The sequence below is a fragment of the Chryseobacterium balustinum genome, from assembly GCF_900168205.1.
Classification (GTDB): domain Bacteria; phylum Bacteroidota; class Bacteroidia; order Flavobacteriales; family Weeksellaceae; genus Chryseobacterium; species Chryseobacterium balustinum.
In genome coordinates this window covers 68,800-83,876 of record NZ_FUZE01000015.1, presented here as the reverse complement: position 1 = coordinate 83,876, position 15,077 = coordinate 68,800, and the positions used below count along the sequence as shown (strand labels likewise).

16 protein-coding genes are annotated in these 15,077 nt (G+C 33.0%); 4 read left to right on the top strand and 12 right to left on the bottom strand.

The window, feature by feature from the left end:
• Nucleotides 1-3: 3 nt before the first annotated feature.
• The 12 genes from B5X64_RS15555 to B5X64_RS15500 all read right to left on the bottom strand — a co-directional run bounded on the left by B5X64_RS15555 (nucleotide 4) and on the right by B5X64_RS15500 (nucleotide 10,407).
• Nucleotides 4-573 (bottom strand): hypothetical protein, encoded by a 570-nt coding sequence (locus B5X64_RS15555; RefSeq protein WP_079466107.1) that lies wholly within the window; start codon nucleotides 571-573, stop codon nucleotides 4-6.
• Nucleotides 574-577: 4 nt separating this feature from the next.
• On the bottom strand, nucleotides 578-1,126 hold the full coding sequence (locus B5X64_RS15550) for a DUF4138 domain-containing protein (RefSeq protein ID WP_164463481.1): 549 nt from the start codon (nucleotides 1,124-1,126) through the stop codon (nucleotides 578-580).
• A gap of 1 nt (nucleotide 1,127) precedes the next feature.
• Complete coding sequence (gene traM, locus B5X64_RS15545; protein WP_079466105.1) at nucleotides 1,128-2,153, bottom strand: conjugative transposon protein TraM; 1,026 nt, start codon at nucleotides 2,151-2,153, stop codon at nucleotides 1,128-1,130.
• Nucleotides 2,153-2,845: a hypothetical protein gene (locus B5X64_RS15540; RefSeq protein WP_079466104.1), complete on the bottom strand. Its 693-nt coding sequence runs from the start codon at nucleotides 2,843-2,845 to the stop codon at nucleotides 2,153-2,155. Before B5X64_RS15540 ends, traM begins: the two co-directional genes overlap by 1 nt.
• A 6-nt stretch (nucleotides 2,846-2,851) precedes the next feature.
• The gene (locus B5X64_RS15535) at nucleotides 2,852-3,652 is read right to left on the bottom strand and encodes a hypothetical protein (protein ID WP_079466103.1); all 801 of its coding nucleotides are present in this window, start codon (nucleotides 3,650-3,652) and stop codon (nucleotides 2,852-2,854) included.
• Nucleotides 3,652-4,134, bottom strand: coding sequence for a hypothetical protein (locus B5X64_RS15530; RefSeq protein WP_079466102.1), 483 nt, complete (start codon nucleotides 4,132-4,134; stop codon nucleotides 3,652-3,654). The genes B5X64_RS15535 and B5X64_RS15530 overlap by 1 nt, the downstream gene beginning before the upstream one ends.
• Before the next feature lie 4 nt (nucleotides 4,135-4,138).
• Nucleotides 4,139-6,550 carry a TraG/VirB4 family ATPase gene (locus tag B5X64_RS15525; protein WP_167370498.1) on the bottom strand — a complete coding sequence of 804 codons (2,412 nt, stop codon included), beginning with the start codon at nucleotides 6,548-6,550 and terminating at the stop codon, nucleotides 4,139-4,141.
• Entirely contained in the window at nucleotides 6,540-6,806 is a 267-nt protein-coding gene (locus B5X64_RS15520; RefSeq protein ID WP_079466100.1) for a hypothetical protein, read from the bottom strand. The genes B5X64_RS15525 and B5X64_RS15520 overlap by 11 nt, the downstream gene beginning before the upstream one ends.
• Nucleotides 6,806-7,111 (bottom strand): hypothetical protein, encoded by a 306-nt coding sequence (locus B5X64_RS15515; protein ID WP_079466099.1) that lies wholly within the window; start codon nucleotides 7,109-7,111, stop codon nucleotides 6,806-6,808. Before B5X64_RS15515 ends, B5X64_RS15520 begins: the two co-directional genes overlap by 1 nt.
• Nucleotides 7,112-7,116: 5 nt before the next feature.
• A complete protein-coding gene (locus tag B5X64_RS15510) occupies nucleotides 7,117-8,589 on the bottom strand; it encodes a type IV secretory system conjugative DNA transfer family protein (RefSeq protein ID WP_164463482.1) in 1,473 nt (490 codons plus the stop codon).
• 356 nt (nucleotides 8,590-8,945) lie between these two features.
• The gene (locus B5X64_RS15505; protein WP_079466097.1) at nucleotides 8,946-9,845 is read right to left on the bottom strand and encodes a helix-turn-helix domain-containing protein; all 900 of its coding nucleotides are present in this window, start codon (nucleotides 9,843-9,845) and stop codon (nucleotides 8,946-8,948) included.
• Nucleotides 9,838-10,407, bottom strand: a complete 570-nt coding sequence (locus B5X64_RS15500; RefSeq protein ID WP_079466096.1) for a GNAT family N-acetyltransferase — start codon at nucleotides 10,405-10,407, stop codon at nucleotides 9,838-9,840. Before B5X64_RS15500 ends, B5X64_RS15505 begins: the two co-directional genes overlap by 8 nt.
• 557 nt (nucleotides 10,408-10,964) lie before the next feature.
• Between B5X64_RS15500 and B5X64_RS15495 the strand changes: the two genes are divergently transcribed.
• From B5X64_RS15495 to B5X64_RS15480, 4 genes are read left to right on the top strand one after another with little or no spacing between them, the layout of a single operon-like run.
• The gene (locus B5X64_RS15495) at nucleotides 10,965-11,747 is read left to right on the top strand and encodes a ParA family protein (RefSeq protein ID WP_079466095.1); all 783 of its coding nucleotides are present in this window, start codon (nucleotides 10,965-10,967) and stop codon (nucleotides 11,745-11,747) included.
• Entirely contained in the window at nucleotides 11,728-12,525 is a 798-nt protein-coding gene (locus B5X64_RS15490) for a hypothetical protein (protein WP_079466094.1), read from the top strand. Before B5X64_RS15495 ends, B5X64_RS15490 begins: the two co-directional genes overlap by 20 nt.
• Entirely contained in the window at nucleotides 12,522-13,766 is a 1,245-nt protein-coding gene (locus B5X64_RS15485) for a toprim domain-containing protein (protein WP_079466093.1), read from the top strand. Before B5X64_RS15490 ends, B5X64_RS15485 begins: the two co-directional genes overlap by 4 nt.
• Nucleotides 13,759-14,775, top strand: a complete 1,017-nt coding sequence (locus B5X64_RS15480) for a replication initiation protein (protein ID WP_079466092.1) — start codon at nucleotides 13,759-13,761, stop codon at nucleotides 14,773-14,775. Before B5X64_RS15485 ends, B5X64_RS15480 begins: the two co-directional genes overlap by 8 nt.
• Nucleotides 14,776-15,077: the final 302 nt, after the last annotated feature.

Here is a 15,077-nt window from a genome sequence, read left to right as displayed (position 1 = left end):
TCTTTAATTTAAATAGATTTTTAAACCTCCAAATAGTCCATAGCTCGTTTCTGAAAATTTAGATTTTAAGTCATAGTATTGATTGTAATCGACCGTTAGGCTTATGTTTTTGTATACAATTATTTCTGCTTCCAAACCTCCGGCGATTCCGTAGGTTATTCCTTTTGTCTTCTCAGGGATTTCAGACTGGTAAAGCGTTTCCTTGTTTTCCCCTCCGTTAATTGTTTCGTGAGCGCCGAAACCACCTAGATAAAAATTCACGAAAAATGGGGACAAGTTTTCTAGTGACCATCCTGCCTGAGCTGATATTCCTATTTTTTGGTAGGGCAAGGTTTGCGAATCAATATATCCTACTCCATATTTTTGATAAAATATTTCAGTCTTTCCTAAGAAATTTTGTTTACCAATCACTTTTGAGTAACCGGCTTTAAACATAAATGAGTTTTGCTCCGTATTATCAACATCAGGCATTATTCCGTAAGAAGCCTGTAAAGAATTCTGATTAGCTCTTCTGCCTTGAGAAAAGGCTAAAATCCCAAAAACTAATAATGTTGTTGTGAATATTTTTTTCATTTTGTTAGTTTATAAATTCAGCTTTTGAAATGTATTGTGGCTTTATTTCAAGTGAAATTGTTCTTTCGCCTTCTAATTCATTCATTATTAAAATGATGTTCTTGTCATCTGAAATCGTAAATTTTTCAAAAGCAAATACAATTCTCGTAGTCGATTTTTTATTGATGACTTCAGCTTCTGTTTGATAAATGGGGACATAGATTTTTTCGTCTGCTTCAATTTTTTTTACACTGTTTTTCAAAGGATTAGACAGAAATGAGATACTTTCTATATCATAATTAATGTTTGTATTATTTCTAAATTCCGTTAAAACAAAAATTTTTTTGTCACCAGAATAAATTCCTTTAATAAAACCAAGAATTCCTCTGGTGTAGAATGAATTTCGGTTATTGATCCAGCCTTTTTTCTTCAAAATTTTTTCTGAAATAGCAATATGTTTTTCAGTTGATGAAGCGCTTACAGTTTCTACTGCTAGGGAATCTGAAATGGCTTCTGTTTGTGAATACGCTTTGCTTATCGTTGATAGGAAAGCAATAATTAAGATTTTCTTCATATTAAATTTTATATAAAATGATGCATGAAATGTTTGGAGATAACTTGATGTTTGATTTTCGGTTGCTGCTGTTATTTTGAATAGCATCGTTTGCAATACCACCGACTACAGGAATGCTTCCAATTGTACTGCTGATGATGGAAGATGTTCTGCTTGTTGATTGTTGCTCTATTCCTGAAATGGGAAGACCTTCCATTCCATCTGAGCCGTAAAGCTGCATGTCTACAGGAATAATTTTGCCTTCTATTTTTATGGTGGAAAATTTCACCAACAACCGGTTATTTTGTTCCTGAGCAACGCCAGTGATAATCTGACCTTTTTTTGCAGTTATTTTATTAATTTCTGCTTTTTCAAGTAAAACAAAAGAAATAGATTTTCCTGTATTAATGAAGCCTTGAGACAGCAATCTTGCTTTTATCTGTCCGGTTTTTCTCTCTTGTTGAATGTTAGAGACCTCTTCTTCTTTGTAAATGTTTTCACTTAATTCTTCTACTCCAGTATTATTTTTTGCGCTGAAAATTTTGTTTGTTTCTCGTTTTTCTGCCTTAGAAATATTTAAAGTATTTTTGGGTTCTTCATAAAATTCAGAATCATTGTTTTTCTCATATTCTGAATAATAACTTCTGCGTGTTGAAGCTCCTCCTCCACTTCCAGATCCTGAATAATTACTTTGAGAACTTTGAGGTGACGAATAGTCTGGTTCATAATAAAGTTCGGAATTGATCTCATCTTTTTCTTCAGTCACTGGTTCTGGTTTTGTTGTCCCAAAAATTTCATCGATTGCCATATTGATATTGCTAGAATCCTTGCGGTCCATTTGATTGGCTTCTAGTCTGCTGTTGTAGTTTTTACCGGCTTTTGCGTCAGGATTTGAAAGTTCATCTACTTTTTGAACAGTATCATCGCTTTTCATCAGGTAAACTGCTGAGAACATTCCCAAGCCTAAAAATCCAACAATAGTGTACGCAATAATTTTCCTTCGTTGATCTTCGGACTGACTTTTCCAGATTTGTTTTAATTTTTCCATTACTGTACGGAAGGTTTTGGTTGATTAATTTTTAGACTGTCGAGGCTTTGCTGTTCTTCATCGGAAGGTTTTTCTATTCTGCTTAATGATTCTTCGAAATTCATAATCAAATAACCGAAAGGATTATATGGATAATTGATATGAACTTTTGTCATTCTCAATTTAATATCAGCTTTAAAAAACTCTTCGTTGTTGCCATTTATTCTCTTAATAATCACTGAGAAATTCACCAAGGGATTATCTTCAACCTGAGTAATCTCCCATGAGTCCGGGACGATTTCAACTTTTTGAATAAGACCATTAATACTTAAAAAATTTGAATAGTAATTTTTCCTTTCTTTGTCTTTTATGATTGCAGTTGGCTGTTTGTCGATAAGCCACAGCAGTTTTTCTTTTTTATCTTTCAGATTGTATTGATCCAGTTCGTAAAGTTGTTTGGCAAAATATTCAGCATTAGACTGAACCACTTTTATTTTATCTCTCTGCTCGTCAACTAGCGATAGTGGTATTAAATCTCCACGGTTATTGATGGTATAAATTTTACTGGTACTGTCACTGTACACAACGAGAGAAAAGTAGGTGAAGGAAATTATTGAAACAACTGCTATGATGAGGATTCCCCATACAGCCCTTCGATTTTTATTGAGGTCAGTGTAGATGTTTTTTCCCACTGCAATATTTTTTTCTGTCATAAATTTTTAATTAAAATATCCTCTTACTTCTTTTGTAACCAGGGCAAAAAGACCCAGCTTTACCATAAATGCAATAAGTGAAGCTCCAATGGTGTAAGCAAACAGACGACGTAAATCTGTGTCGTAGTTTATCGTATGAAAATCTAATCCTATTTTATCCTGAATAAATCCGTAAATAATTGATGTAAATTTGATTATAGCCATGTAGGCAATCCCTAAAACAAATAGACCGATATAGATTTTTATCCAACGAGAAAACATTTCTTCAAAACCTTTTGTTGTGGACAAAGCAATCGCAAACGGAAAAATAAATTTGAAAAGTTGCAACAGAAAGACTCTCTGTATTAGATACATTCCGACTACACCTATGTCCAAAACTGCTAATATTTCCTGTGTGAAAGTCATTAAACCTGTAGTTAAATACAAAGGCATTAATGATGTGTAATAGGACATTTTATCCATTGGTCCCATATCATCCGCCAACTGATCGAGCTGCAACAAATATCTTTTTACACTGTCGTCATACAGTGGTTTTTGTTCTGCAACGCTAATGTCAATATTTGCGAAAATAGTTTCGATAACATTGACTACCCAGTCACTTCCAACGATTAGTAATCCGTATCCAATAATGCTGATAATCCCTCCTATTTTGGGCATTTCGGGGTTTTCTGCGGTTTGTAGAAAGTTTCCAAATATCTTAAATAGCAAAAGAACCATTGCTAAAGATTTTGCCCCGATGATGGTGTAAGAAAATAAACTGTTGGATGAAATAAGATTGTTTAAATCTGTTAACCAAGAATAATCCATCAGTAACTCATTTTTACTAGTTTGATTTTGATTGCGGTATTTGCTGAAGAAACTTTTTCGGTTTCTTTTTCTAGCAAATTGATTCTTTGGCTGTCATCCATTTTAAAAACGCCTTCCTTCAAAAGAGCCTGAACGGTTTTGACAGAGCCTGAAATTTGTTGCAAACTTCTGGTAACTCCATTTACATCAAAATTCTTGATTTTAGCTATTTCAACAATCTTTTTAGCGTTTTTGATGGCTTCATTTTGTTTGGCGATAATATTCTGTAGATGTCCCATTTGCTGAACATAACCGTTCAATTTTTGGTATTTTTCATAACCAGATTTCATGACCTTGTAAGTTCCTTGTAGTTCTTTCAACTGTTTAGCAGAGCTTGCCAATTGCTGAGACATGGTATAATTCGCTGTTGCGTCGGTAACGGCGAGCTGACTGTAAGCGAAAAGACTTGTAGTAAGTGCAAATACGCAAAGTAATTTCTTCATAATTTTAATTTTGTGATTGTATGTATTGATTAATTGCAGTTTCCATATTCTGAGTTGCTGAATAGATCTTCATCAGCTCTTCATTTTTTGCACCTTCGGTTTGATAAGCCCAGAAAACTTTTTCAGGAACTTCCAATCGGTAAACCTGGTGATGGTTTCCGCGCATGATGAAAACTTCAGAGTATTTTTCGTTGCCTTCAAATTTTGAACTCAGAGAACTCATTTGATGATAAGCGTGCTCGCTCATCCCAAATCTGGTTTGCAATGCTCTGTAATCTTTAGCGTTTAGGACATAAACAACTTGCGTGTTTTCGATAATAGTTTTGGCAATCTGTCCTTTTTCTCCTTCATCAGGAAGTTGTGAAATAGATTGAAGGATAATACCGATTGAAGCATTCTGTTTTCGTCCGGCTTGGTAGAAATATTCAATTTTTTCAAAGACTCCTTTAAATTTAAATTGCTTTGCAACTTCATCAAATAAGATGTAGCCTTTCGTACTTTTATCTTTCCAAATAGTTTCCTGAATTACGGATGAGACCAATTGAAGCATAATTGAAAGCAGGAGTTGATTGTCTTTAACTTCATCCAGCTCAAAAACAATGAGTTTTTTATCTTTGATTCTCTGTAAGTCAGAATTGTCTTCAGTTTTATAGAGAAAGTCGTAAATACCTCCTTTTTCAAACTCGCTCATGGCAAATAGAAACTCTTCGATGTTAAAAAAATCTGTTTGAATGTTGAGATCATTTAAAATATGATTTTTGGTATCTCTCACCGCAGCTACGAAATTTAAAAGACTTGCATTTTCAATCCCAGATCTGTAATAAGCCTCAATAATTTTTCGCAAAGCTGTTTTTTCATTTTCAGATGCCGTAGAATCTCTTTTGTAATGGGTTAAGACGATTTCTGCAAGCTCGAATGTTTTTTGAGAGCTGAGAGTGTCGCCTTGTAAATCGAATGGATTTATACCGATAGATTCACCTTCTTTGTATCTCACAAAAACACTTTCTTTAGGGTACAAAGCGGAAAATTTGCGATAAGATTCACCCAAATCAATAATGACAATTCTGGCGTTTTCTTCAAAAGCATGACGAAGAATATGATTTGCTGTAAATGATTTTCCGCCACCTGTAGGAGCGAAAATCATAAAATTTCTTGCATTCATATATCTTTTTTCTTCATCCCATTGATCTACTAACACAGGAACATTTCCTATTCTAGAATTGAAAAGAATTCCCTTCTCATCATTTTTGTAATGAGAACAATTGTTGAGGAATAAAGTTGCAGTGCTTAGATTTCCATAAAACAATTGTTTTTCAGACAGACAGTGTGCAAACAGGTAAAAAGAATTTGTGAAAATTGAGTTTAGAAAATTCCCGATAGGCTGTCTAGGCTTAATATCAACACTTTTAAACTTTTCAATAATTAAATTTCGTCTGGCTTTCAAGTCCACTTCATTTTCCGCAGAAAAAATAATATTAAAATGCCCTTTGATGATTCTCTCAGAATCTATATCATCTGCAATTTGATCAGTGAGAATAGTTAACTTTTTAGCATTAGCTTTATTATTGGGATCAAAAGAAGAAGATTTTTTCAGTAAGTCTAAGCGATTTCTAAGTTTAGAAAGTTCTTTCTGATTATCTTCAAAACAAATAATTTGATTGTAGACGTGATCAAAATTTAGTTCAAAACCAAAGAGATCACCTATGTTTTGAAAAAACTTAAACTTGGGTGTTGAAAAGTTCTTGTCTACATATAAATCTTTAAAAGATTCCGGCATTTTCTCTTCATCTTTCGTACTCAAAACGGATAGTTTTTTGTTTCCAATTTGTAAGTAATCGTCTTTCAGAATGCGGTCTGAAGTATATTCAGCCTGAAAATTATTAAAATAGAAATCGTAATGCTGAAGCATTTCATTTTCAGAGAAGGAAATCAGTTTAAAAGCTTTTCCAGCATTAATTTTACCTGTATTTAAGAAATTTACAATTTGTTCCACAGTCGTAACAAACTGATTAATTCTGTCATCAAAACTTTCAAACACCTTTCTATTCAATCGTTTAAAAGGATTCGTGATATTTGTGTTTAAAATATTTCCTGGTGGAAGAACGAAAAACACAAAGCATTGATGGCTGAGAAATGGTTTGTCATTAAAATATTCTTTTGTAGCTTTCTGTAGATAATTTTCTTCTTTGTAGGAGCCTGTATTCAAGTTTTGTTCAGTAAAAACATCCTGCTTTAGAAAGATTGAACCTTGAGGCATATCTTTTAGCGCACGATTCCAAAGTTGATCTACAGCTTCGTAATCTTCTTCACCCATTGCATATTTTTCAATAAGTTCCAGTTCGAAACCCATTGCAAATACACCGTTGGTTCCAACAACTTTGTTTTCGTTTGCATATAAAAATAACTTATTTGTCATCGCTGAATTCTTTGGGTAGCTTTTCATCAAAAAGCCATTCGTTAATAGATTCGTTGGAGGAAAGAAGAAATGAAATGAGGTAAGTACAGCCAATGATTGCTGCAATCACAATGATTTTCTGAACAGAAATTCCATTCAAAAAAGAAAGTAATGATAAGACTGTGATGGTAGCTGAAATAATGAAACCTACTGTATTTAGTCCGTAGATACTTGGTTTTTGTCTGTAGCCTTTTAAATTTTTTCTTGTTCCTTCCATTACACCTGAAGATTTCCTACGTAAGAAACTAGACCTACAATTGCTCCCAGAACTGCAGCGAAAATCACAATATTGGTAAGACCTTTTTTCCAATCACCATTTTGACTTGCAAAATTCCCTAGATTAGAAAGAATGACTACAATAAAAATGCAGACAGCAATGTATGGGAATACGCCTTTCAATTCATTCGCTAAATTTTGGGCAGGACCTTTTAAATTAATGCTTTGTGCATTTACACTAAGATTTTGAAGTAATAGTAAGCTAACTAAAGCTTTCGTTGTAAATTGTTGTGATGGTTTTTTCATTGTATTTAATCAATTAATAATTTTGCTTCTTGAATGATTTGGTTGAAATTTCTCTCAAGCATTTCCTGGGTTATTTTCTTCCGTATCGGTATTTTACCTTTTTCGATTTTCGGAGTTTTTATTTTTACGATGTCAGTATTTCCATCCGATAGAAAAGCGAACTCTCCTACTTTCAATGAATTGAATTTACTCGCGCGGAATTTTGAAACTTCTTTTTCTCCGATGGTTGTACTTGTTTCTCCTGTGCTGAATAAGCTCATAGCACCTTTAGTAGAAACAGATTTTGTTTTCTGTTTGATTAATTCAAAGAAAGATTCGTAGAATTTTGATGTGTCCGGGTCATTAGACTTACCAAAAAATTGCGTAGAAAGGTTGGCAATGATTTCTTTGAATCCATCTCTGCCGTATTGCACGGTTCCCTGCACAATATCTTGAGCGCAATACACCACCGCAACTCCAAAACTCCGCATAGTGGCTGGAATTTGAGCCATATTTAAAAGTTTAATCGTTGGTGCTTCATCCAGCAATAGAAATGACGGTTTTCTACCTCTTACCATCATCTGCTTGGTGACAGCGTGGATGATTGTTGCATTGATAGGACTTAAAAAACGACTTGATTTGGGTTCATTAATGATCGATATGACACTGTGATTTTCTTCTGAATTGATATCGAATGATATTTCATTACCACTCAAAGCCCAAAAAGCTTCTGGAAAAGATATTTTTCTAAGAGCATTGGCCAAAGTTGAGATTACTGAAGCCGTCTGTCTTTCCGATGAAAGCCCCATGATAAATGGCGAACCTTGAAGTGCAACTCGTTCGTTATCTGTTAAAAAATGATGCAGTTTCCCGAACTTATTTTCAGTTTCTTCACCAGTTAACGCTGTTGTTCCAGATTTAATACTAAAATCAATTCCTAAAATAAAGCTAATGATGTGAGGTAATGTACAGTATTCAGGATGTGTAAATGAAAATTTTAGAATTACACTCGATAAAAGAGAAGATGCACTGTCTTTGAAAAAGTCATCACCCTTCCCTACACCACTGCTGATAAGATTATCCATGATGACCGTAACGATTTCGTTGACATCCTTTTCCCCGTTTAGAAATTTTGGATCTATAGGGTTAACTCGATAACCTATTTCGGGTTGATGTACTGCTACAATTCTAAGTTGATTTCCGAAAGCAGGTATTGCTAACTCGGTTAGTTCACCATCCTTAAAATCATAGATGATTCCAGAGAATTTCTCTCTGGCAAAGTGTTGAATAAGATTGTAGATAACCGAAATCGTTTTTCCTGAACCTGCAGCTCCAAAAATTGCAATGCCTCTCTGGACGCCTCGGAGTATTTTTGTGCCTTTATTGGTTCTAAATTCAATATCCCAAATAGGGTCTTTTTGAGCTGGCTTTAGTAATAAGAAGATAGTTAAACCTATTAAAAAGCTTGGAGAGAATTGATAAAGGAAAATAAATTGCAAGCTTTCAATTTTTAAATAAATGAAAGCTAGAGATGATAAATAGATTAGAGCCGAAAATGCAATTACAATATAAGATTTTAACTTCAATATCACGTAAACGAAAGATGATAGAATACCAATACAGGTAATCATAATCATCCAGTTTCGTAAGCTAAAGTCAGTAATTTGCATTTGTTTTTCTTTGCTGCAAACATATTGCGGTCAAGAGAAAAACAAACATAATTGGATACTTAAATAGGGACTTATATTGCTAAGTGGTAACCCTTAGATTTTACAATGTGTTGAAAATCAATCAATATTTGTTTTGCTTATTTTGTAATTGAATTTGATTTTCAAATGTGAATTTCACCGTTAGTTTAGGCAACTACCGACTTTCGGAAACATTCACTTAATTCCTCAATATCTTTTTTACTGTTCAAATCAGTTTTCTTGTAAATATTGGAAAGATGTGTTGAAAGAGTTTTTTCAGATATATTTAACTGGTCACTGATTTGAGCGTATTTCAATTCTGGATTTTCCAGCATCATTTTTAAAATTTCAGCTTCTCTGTTGGTGAGGTTATCAAAAGAAATTACCTTTTTGAATTCCTCTTTTCTTTTAGGATATAGAAAATAATCTATTGATACTGCAAAAATCCCGAGTGAGAAAAAACTTTGTTCGACGAATTGGTTGTCTCCAAATATCAAGATTGTAAACGGCAAGGAGAAAAGTCCTAAAAACCCAAAGATTCCATGGAATGAATGAGCTTTTAAATAGATGTTTTCCTGCTCTTTTAATCTTTTGTAAAGTTGATTGACAAAGAAAAGATTTGCTACAGAAAGAGCTGTTAAAAAGAAGGACAAGAAAAATACCCTCGACTGATCGATCGACTTCGTTATGGTGTATGGTAAAATAAAGAGTAAAACGAATAAAAGCAGAGAAACCATTCCTATAGTGTTGAGCGGAATGTTTTTCCTATGCAGCTCTACATTGTATTCGGTTTTTAAGAATACAAGAAAGTGATAGGCTACCAATATTCCGACTGTCCATGCGATAATGTTTTGAGGCATGATGCCGATTGAAAAATTAGGATCAGGAAGTAAGCCTTCAACTAAATTGTACACTAATCCTGAAGCCCATAATCCTATGTATTTCGAATAATAAGTGCGGTCTGTTTTTTTCCAATTCTGAATGATATTTATGGTGCCTATAAATAGTAAAATAGCAAACAGAACGATGTAAATGAAAGTTGAGATGTAAATTTCTGTATTAAACATTTTTCAAAAAATATAATGGATAGTCGAGTTGGTGTGTTTCGTGGAAAATAGTAAATCCGTTTTTCTGATAAAACTCTAAATTTTCCGGTGTTGTAGTTTCTACAAAGACAAAATCATCTTTGAACTCTTGCATCGAATCTGAGATTAGCTTCGATCCAATACCTTTTCCTTGCATTTCAGGAAGAACTCCCATCAGCCAAAGATGAATATAGGTGTGTTGAGGATGATTTTTTTTAATAAGATTTTCACGATTTAAAACCTTGAAAATGTTTTTTATACCGATGCATTTGAAAATTAATTTTAGTTCTAGATAGAATCTTTTCAAACTTTGTGGTGGATTGTCTAGATATAAGACTACTCCCTTTTTGTCATCGCTAAAAAAAATGCTACCATACAGAAGACTTAAATCAACTTGGTAAGTCATCAGAGCTTTGAGTTTTTTGTAACGGTTTCCATTTTCATTAACAACAAAGTTGATTGAATTCGGAACTAAAATGTTGTAAAAAGATTTACATAAGATATCAATTGCAATATCTCTCTCTTGGTTGGTGCCAATAATCATACTAATATTTCTTTAGTTTGGTGAGACTAAATAATAGTTTAATGTTCCTTAAGAAACATTTCGGGTTTTTAGTTTTTTTGAATAGCAGTTTGAAGAAACTCAGACTTAATCAGCGTTACGGGTTGCTACAAGAATAGCAATTGTTGATGTTAACTATGGCGCAAAAATAATAATTTATTTTTAAGAGACAATAAAAAATAAAAAAATAGTTTAATATAATAAATAAACAAATTAATATATTGTTTAAAATGAATAAATTATGTATATTTTATAATTCATGAAAATTTAAAACTTAAAATAATCAAATATTAAAAATGTAAGAAATAATATATTTTATAAATTTAATTTATTGTTTATATTTTAAGATATATAATTTTCAAGCGGTTATCGTAGTAAAAGAATAAGCGTTAAAATATTTTAAGTAAACAAATATTAAAGTATACAATATAAATAAATATATGAATATATGCAATATATTATTTAATATAATTTGTTGTTTTATTTATTGTGTATGATTGTATTAATGTGTAAATTTGAAATATCTATACTATTTGTTTATGTCGATTATTTCAATTATTACACAAAAAGGAGGAGTAGGGAAGACTACTACCGCAATTCACGTAGGAGCTGCATTGTCTAAGAAAAAAGGAGTGAATGTTCTTTTGATTGACTTTGATAGTCAAAAAAACCTTTCGATGGGTTACGGTATCGAGGACGACTATCCGTATACGGTAAAAAATTTCCTAGACAATACAGGAGAATTTAGATTGAAGCATCATGGAAGTTCTAATGTTTACATTCTTGCCGGAGATGCATTGCTGGAGGAAGAAGAAAACTACAGCAGAGATACGCTGAAAACAAATTTGAATAACTTGTTAGAGCAAATGCCTTTCGACCATGTTCTTATTGATTGTCCACCTCGTCCTTTGATGAAAAAGTTGACATTAGGTGAAATGGCTTTGTGTGCGTCTGATTACGTAATGTCTCCGATTGAAGCTGAGCAGTATTCCTTTGCGGGTATTGATAATTTGCTTCCGGCATTTATGAATATAAAGGAAAAGCACAATCCTAAGCTTGAGTTTTTAGGATTTTTCTTTAACAAAGTGCTTACAAATACGGTAAACTTTAGAAAGTACAGCGAAATGATTAAGCAAGAAGAGGAAGCGAAAGACTATTTCTTTAAAACATATATTCGACAGGATATGAATATTGAGAAAGCAAAGCAGGAAGGGAAAAATATTTTTCAAGTGAATTCTAGCAGTAGAGCTGCGGAAGATTATAAGAATTTAGTAAAAGAGATTAAATCTAAAATAAAGATGTATGAAAGCGAATCTGTTTAAAAACTTTAAAACTTTAAAGCAAAAAGAGGAGGAGTTAAAGCCTGTAGAAGATGAAAAAGAGGATATTGTCTCCGTTGTTGCAGAAGAAAAGAAAGAAGAAATTGAAAATAAACCTGAGATAGTTGAGGCGAAGGAGATTGTAAAAGAAGAGGTAAAGAAAACTTTAATTGCAGAAAAGGAAGTTGTAGCTGAAACAAAGAAACCAGTTGAAAAGAAAAGACCTGTAAAAAAGGAAATTTTAGAAGCAAAAGCAGCACTTGCAGCTTCTCAGGCTAGCAAAACATCTTACGCAAAACAAATTACTGTTAATCAAACTAAAAGATCTTTCACAATCTTTTTAAAGGCTGATTCTCTGGAGTTTTTGAAAGATTTGGTGTTCTACAAGGCTACAGAAGAAAGATTGATTTTTTATAACCAATCTGAAGCTTTTGTGGAAGCAATGGATTTAATTATTCCTTCACACAAAAATATTATTCCTAGACCAGAATTGATCCGCGAACAGGAGAAAAATAAGAAAGGAGGAAGAAAACGTAATTCTGATGAAGTTTATGAAACTACAACTACTGTTTATATTCCTGGAGAATATTTCGATTTTATAAAAGACGTTACTTACAACAAGGTTGTAAGCGGCGATTTGTACTACAAAGACTGGGATCTTCTGGAAGAGAGTATTCAAAAATTAAAAAAGAAGTACGGAGACAAAATCCAATCAAGACCTGATTACATAAGAGAAGACGAAAAACTAAGAGGAAGAAAATCGAAATCAGATTCTAAATGAATTACACGTTAGACTGGGACAGAATAAAGAGGGAAGTGGATATTGAACAGTATTTTCTGTTCAAAATGGGTAGCCTGTACAGTTTTGATAAATATAAAAAAGCTTATGTTCTTGAAAGTAATAATCAGCACGGAGACATTATCCGTTTTTTCAGACATGAAAAGTCGGGAGTGAAGATGTACTATTCAATCATGAACCAAGATAGCGGAGACATTATCCAGTTTATTAAAAAGAGAATACTCAATAATACTTCCGCTTCGGCTCTTGAAATCAACAAAGAATTACGCTCATTTTTGTGCATGGGTGATATTGAGAGTAAAATAAGTAGTTCAAAAACATATTTTGCTCATGCTTCAGAAGATATCGAACCTATTCAGTATGAGATTAACGGAGACATTATCCCAAAAATCAACCTGCATTTAGAGTATCTGGAGCACTATCGAAAGCTACACAAGAATATTTTTCTTTCCGGAGTTTTTCAAAGTACTTTATTTACCTACAAAAAAGATAATACTATCAGTTTGTCATACTTCGTGAAAGACATTAAAAACGAAGTAGTAGGCATCCACAGGGTGTTTACAGGGAAGGGAGATTATTTTAATAAAAAATGGTTTGATACTAATTCAAAAAACTCCATTGGATTTACATTTTCTGAAAAACCCGCAATCACGGAGACATTATCCATTTTTGAAAGTATTTTTGATGCGATGAGTTACGCTCAAATATTTAATCCAGAGAATACACAGTATTGCTCATCGAATGGAGAACTCAGTTTTAGCAAAGCTCAGAATATTGAAAAGTATTTTACCAACAATGCCTTTATTAGGCTTGTTCTAGGCAATGACAGTGATGTTTCTGGAGTATATTTTAACTTGAATATTGTTGCAGCGTTTATAAAGGAAATTCAGCACGTAAGAAAGACAACAGAGACTATAATTTTGGATATTGTCTCCGTAGAACAAAAAAACTTTAATATTTTAAAACAGTTTTTCCGTAGATTAGATGAAGTCCCCACAAATTTTAAGGATAAAGATTTGGAAATGACTTACTTCACGGAGACATTATCCCAAAACAGCACAAAATTTATCTTCATTATTGGCAACACGAAAGATTCCATTCAATTTTTCGTAGGTTTGCTTTTAAAGATTTGGAAGCTTGACGAGTTTGTGCGTATTCATCAGCCTTTCAATAAGGATTTCAACGAAGATCTCATTCAACAAAAAAGCCTTTCAAATGAGTAAAAAAGATGGTCAGTCACCAATAAAACGAGAAACATTAACTTCAAAACAGCGTAAAAAGGTTTTGATTTCTAACGATTTCAGAGAAGTACTCATTTCTCAGGAAACGTCTATCATTGAGCAACGCATCATCACAATGATTCTTTCTGCAGTGAAGGACGATCAGGCGATGTTTATTACTCCAAAATTTTCTCTCAATACTGCTACAGATAAGCAATTGACTTTTGATGATTATTTCGAAGGCTGGGCACACCAGGGCGTTGTAGACTTTGCTGTTTCTATTGCCGACATCAACCCACAGCGAAAAATGAAAAACTCTGCTATCCAGGAAGCGTTGGTAAATATGACGAATATTAATTGGCTTCGTCTGAAAGATGAAACCATTAACGGATACAAGGCTGTTCCATTCATCCTTGAACCGAGTTGGAACAAGAAACAAATATTCTTCAAGATGGATAAGGCTGTAATGCAGCACATGCTTAATATGAGCCAGTATTACTCCATCAAAAAAGATTTATCGTTCAACACATCAACCAGCAATACTTTGAGGTTTTTAATGTGGTTGGTGAAGTTTAACAAGAATGGTGGGGTTATCAAGGAATATACTCAACTTTTGAAAGAGCTTTCTCTTCCGGTAACCAAATATGAAGGAAACTACCGATTTGAAAGGGATTTTCTTGTTCGTGTAAAGGCAGATCTAGATAATTTTAATGATATCAGCTTTAATTATTCTTACAAAGAAGGACATTATCATTTTGTTATTTACGATACTCAAAATTCAGTAGGAATAGACCAGAAATTCCCTACACTAGACGAATTACAGATAGATAGAGCATTAAAATATCTAAGAAGACAACGTGCACTTGATGATCAGCAGGTACGTATCATGAGAAAATTATATGAAGTGAGAGGATATCAGGAATTATCTAAACATTTAAAACGTAAGATAGATGTAGAAGTGAAGGGAGAGGCTTACATTAAAACGGTTTTTGCACTGATAGAAACGATTTAGGATATTGTCTCCGTATAAATGGATAATGTTTCCTCAAGCCGGGATATTGTCTCCGTAATTCAAGATAATGTCTCCGCCTTTTTGGATAATGTCTCCGTAATAAAGGATAATGTCTCCGTAAATTATCGATTTAAAACGCTGCAAACTGCTTTAAATAAAAGGATTACGCTTTTAAATTTGGCAACCCTTAATTATACTAAATCTATTACAATTATTTAATTTTATAAAAAAAATAATAAATGTTAGTAAAATAGAGGGGAAATTAAATATTTATGTTGCTTATAGTCAGTTATTTAGATTTT

What these genes read in the sequence shown, in the direction of transcription:
- B5X64_RS15555 (WP_079466107.1), bottom strand. Translation starts at nt 573, where the DNA reads ATGAAAAAAATATTCACAACAACATTATTAGTTTTTGGGATTTTAGCC.
- B5X64_RS15550 (WP_164463481.1), bottom strand. Translation starts at nt 1,126, where the DNA reads ATGAAGAAAATCTTAATTATTGCTTTCCTATCAACGATAAGCAAAGCG.
- traM (WP_079466105.1), bottom strand. Translation starts at nt 2,153, where the DNA reads ATGGAAAAATTAAAACAAATCTGGAAAAGTCAGTCCGAAGATCAACGA.
- B5X64_RS15540 (WP_079466104.1), bottom strand. Translation starts at nt 2,845, where the DNA reads ATGACAGAAAAAAATATTGCAGTGGGAAAAAACATCTACACTGACCTC.
- B5X64_RS15535 (WP_079466103.1), bottom strand. Translation starts at nt 3,652, where the DNA reads ATGGATTATTCTTGGTTAACAGATTTAAACAATCTTATTTCATCCAAC.
- B5X64_RS15530 (WP_079466102.1), bottom strand. Translation starts at nt 4,134, where the DNA reads ATGAAGAAATTACTTTGCGTATTTGCACTTACTACAAGTCTTTTCGCT.
- B5X64_RS15525 (WP_167370498.1), bottom strand. Translation starts at nt 6,550, where the DNA reads ATGACAAATAAGTTATTTTTATATGCAAACGAAAACAAAGTTGTTGGA.
- B5X64_RS15520 (WP_079466100.1), bottom strand. Translation starts at nt 6,806, where the DNA reads ATGGAAGGAACAAGAAAAAATTTAAAAGGCTACAGACAAAAACCAAGT.
- B5X64_RS15515 (WP_079466099.1), bottom strand. Translation starts at nt 7,111, where the DNA reads ATGAAAAAACCATCACAACAATTTACAACGAAAGCTTTAGTTAGCTTA.
- B5X64_RS15505 (WP_079466097.1), bottom strand. Translation starts at nt 9,845, where the DNA reads ATGTTTAATACAGAAATTTACATCTCAACTTTCATTTACATCGTTCTG.
- B5X64_RS15500 (WP_079466096.1), bottom strand. Translation starts at nt 10,407, where the DNA reads ATGATTATTGGCACCAACCAAGAGAGAGATATTGCAATTGATATCTTA.
- B5X64_RS15495 (WP_079466095.1), top strand. Translation starts at nt 10,965, where the DNA reads ATGTCGATTATTTCAATTATTACACAAAAAGGAGGAGTAGGGAAGACT.
- B5X64_RS15490 (WP_079466094.1), top strand. Translation starts at nt 11,728, where the DNA reads ATGAAAGCGAATCTGTTTAAAAACTTTAAAACTTTAAAGCAAAAAGAG.
- B5X64_RS15485 (WP_079466093.1), top strand. Translation starts at nt 12,522, where the DNA reads ATGAATTACACGTTAGACTGGGACAGAATAAAGAGGGAAGTGGATATT.
- B5X64_RS15480 (WP_079466092.1), top strand. Translation starts at nt 13,759, where the DNA reads ATGAGTAAAAAAGATGGTCAGTCACCAATAAAACGAGAAACATTAACT.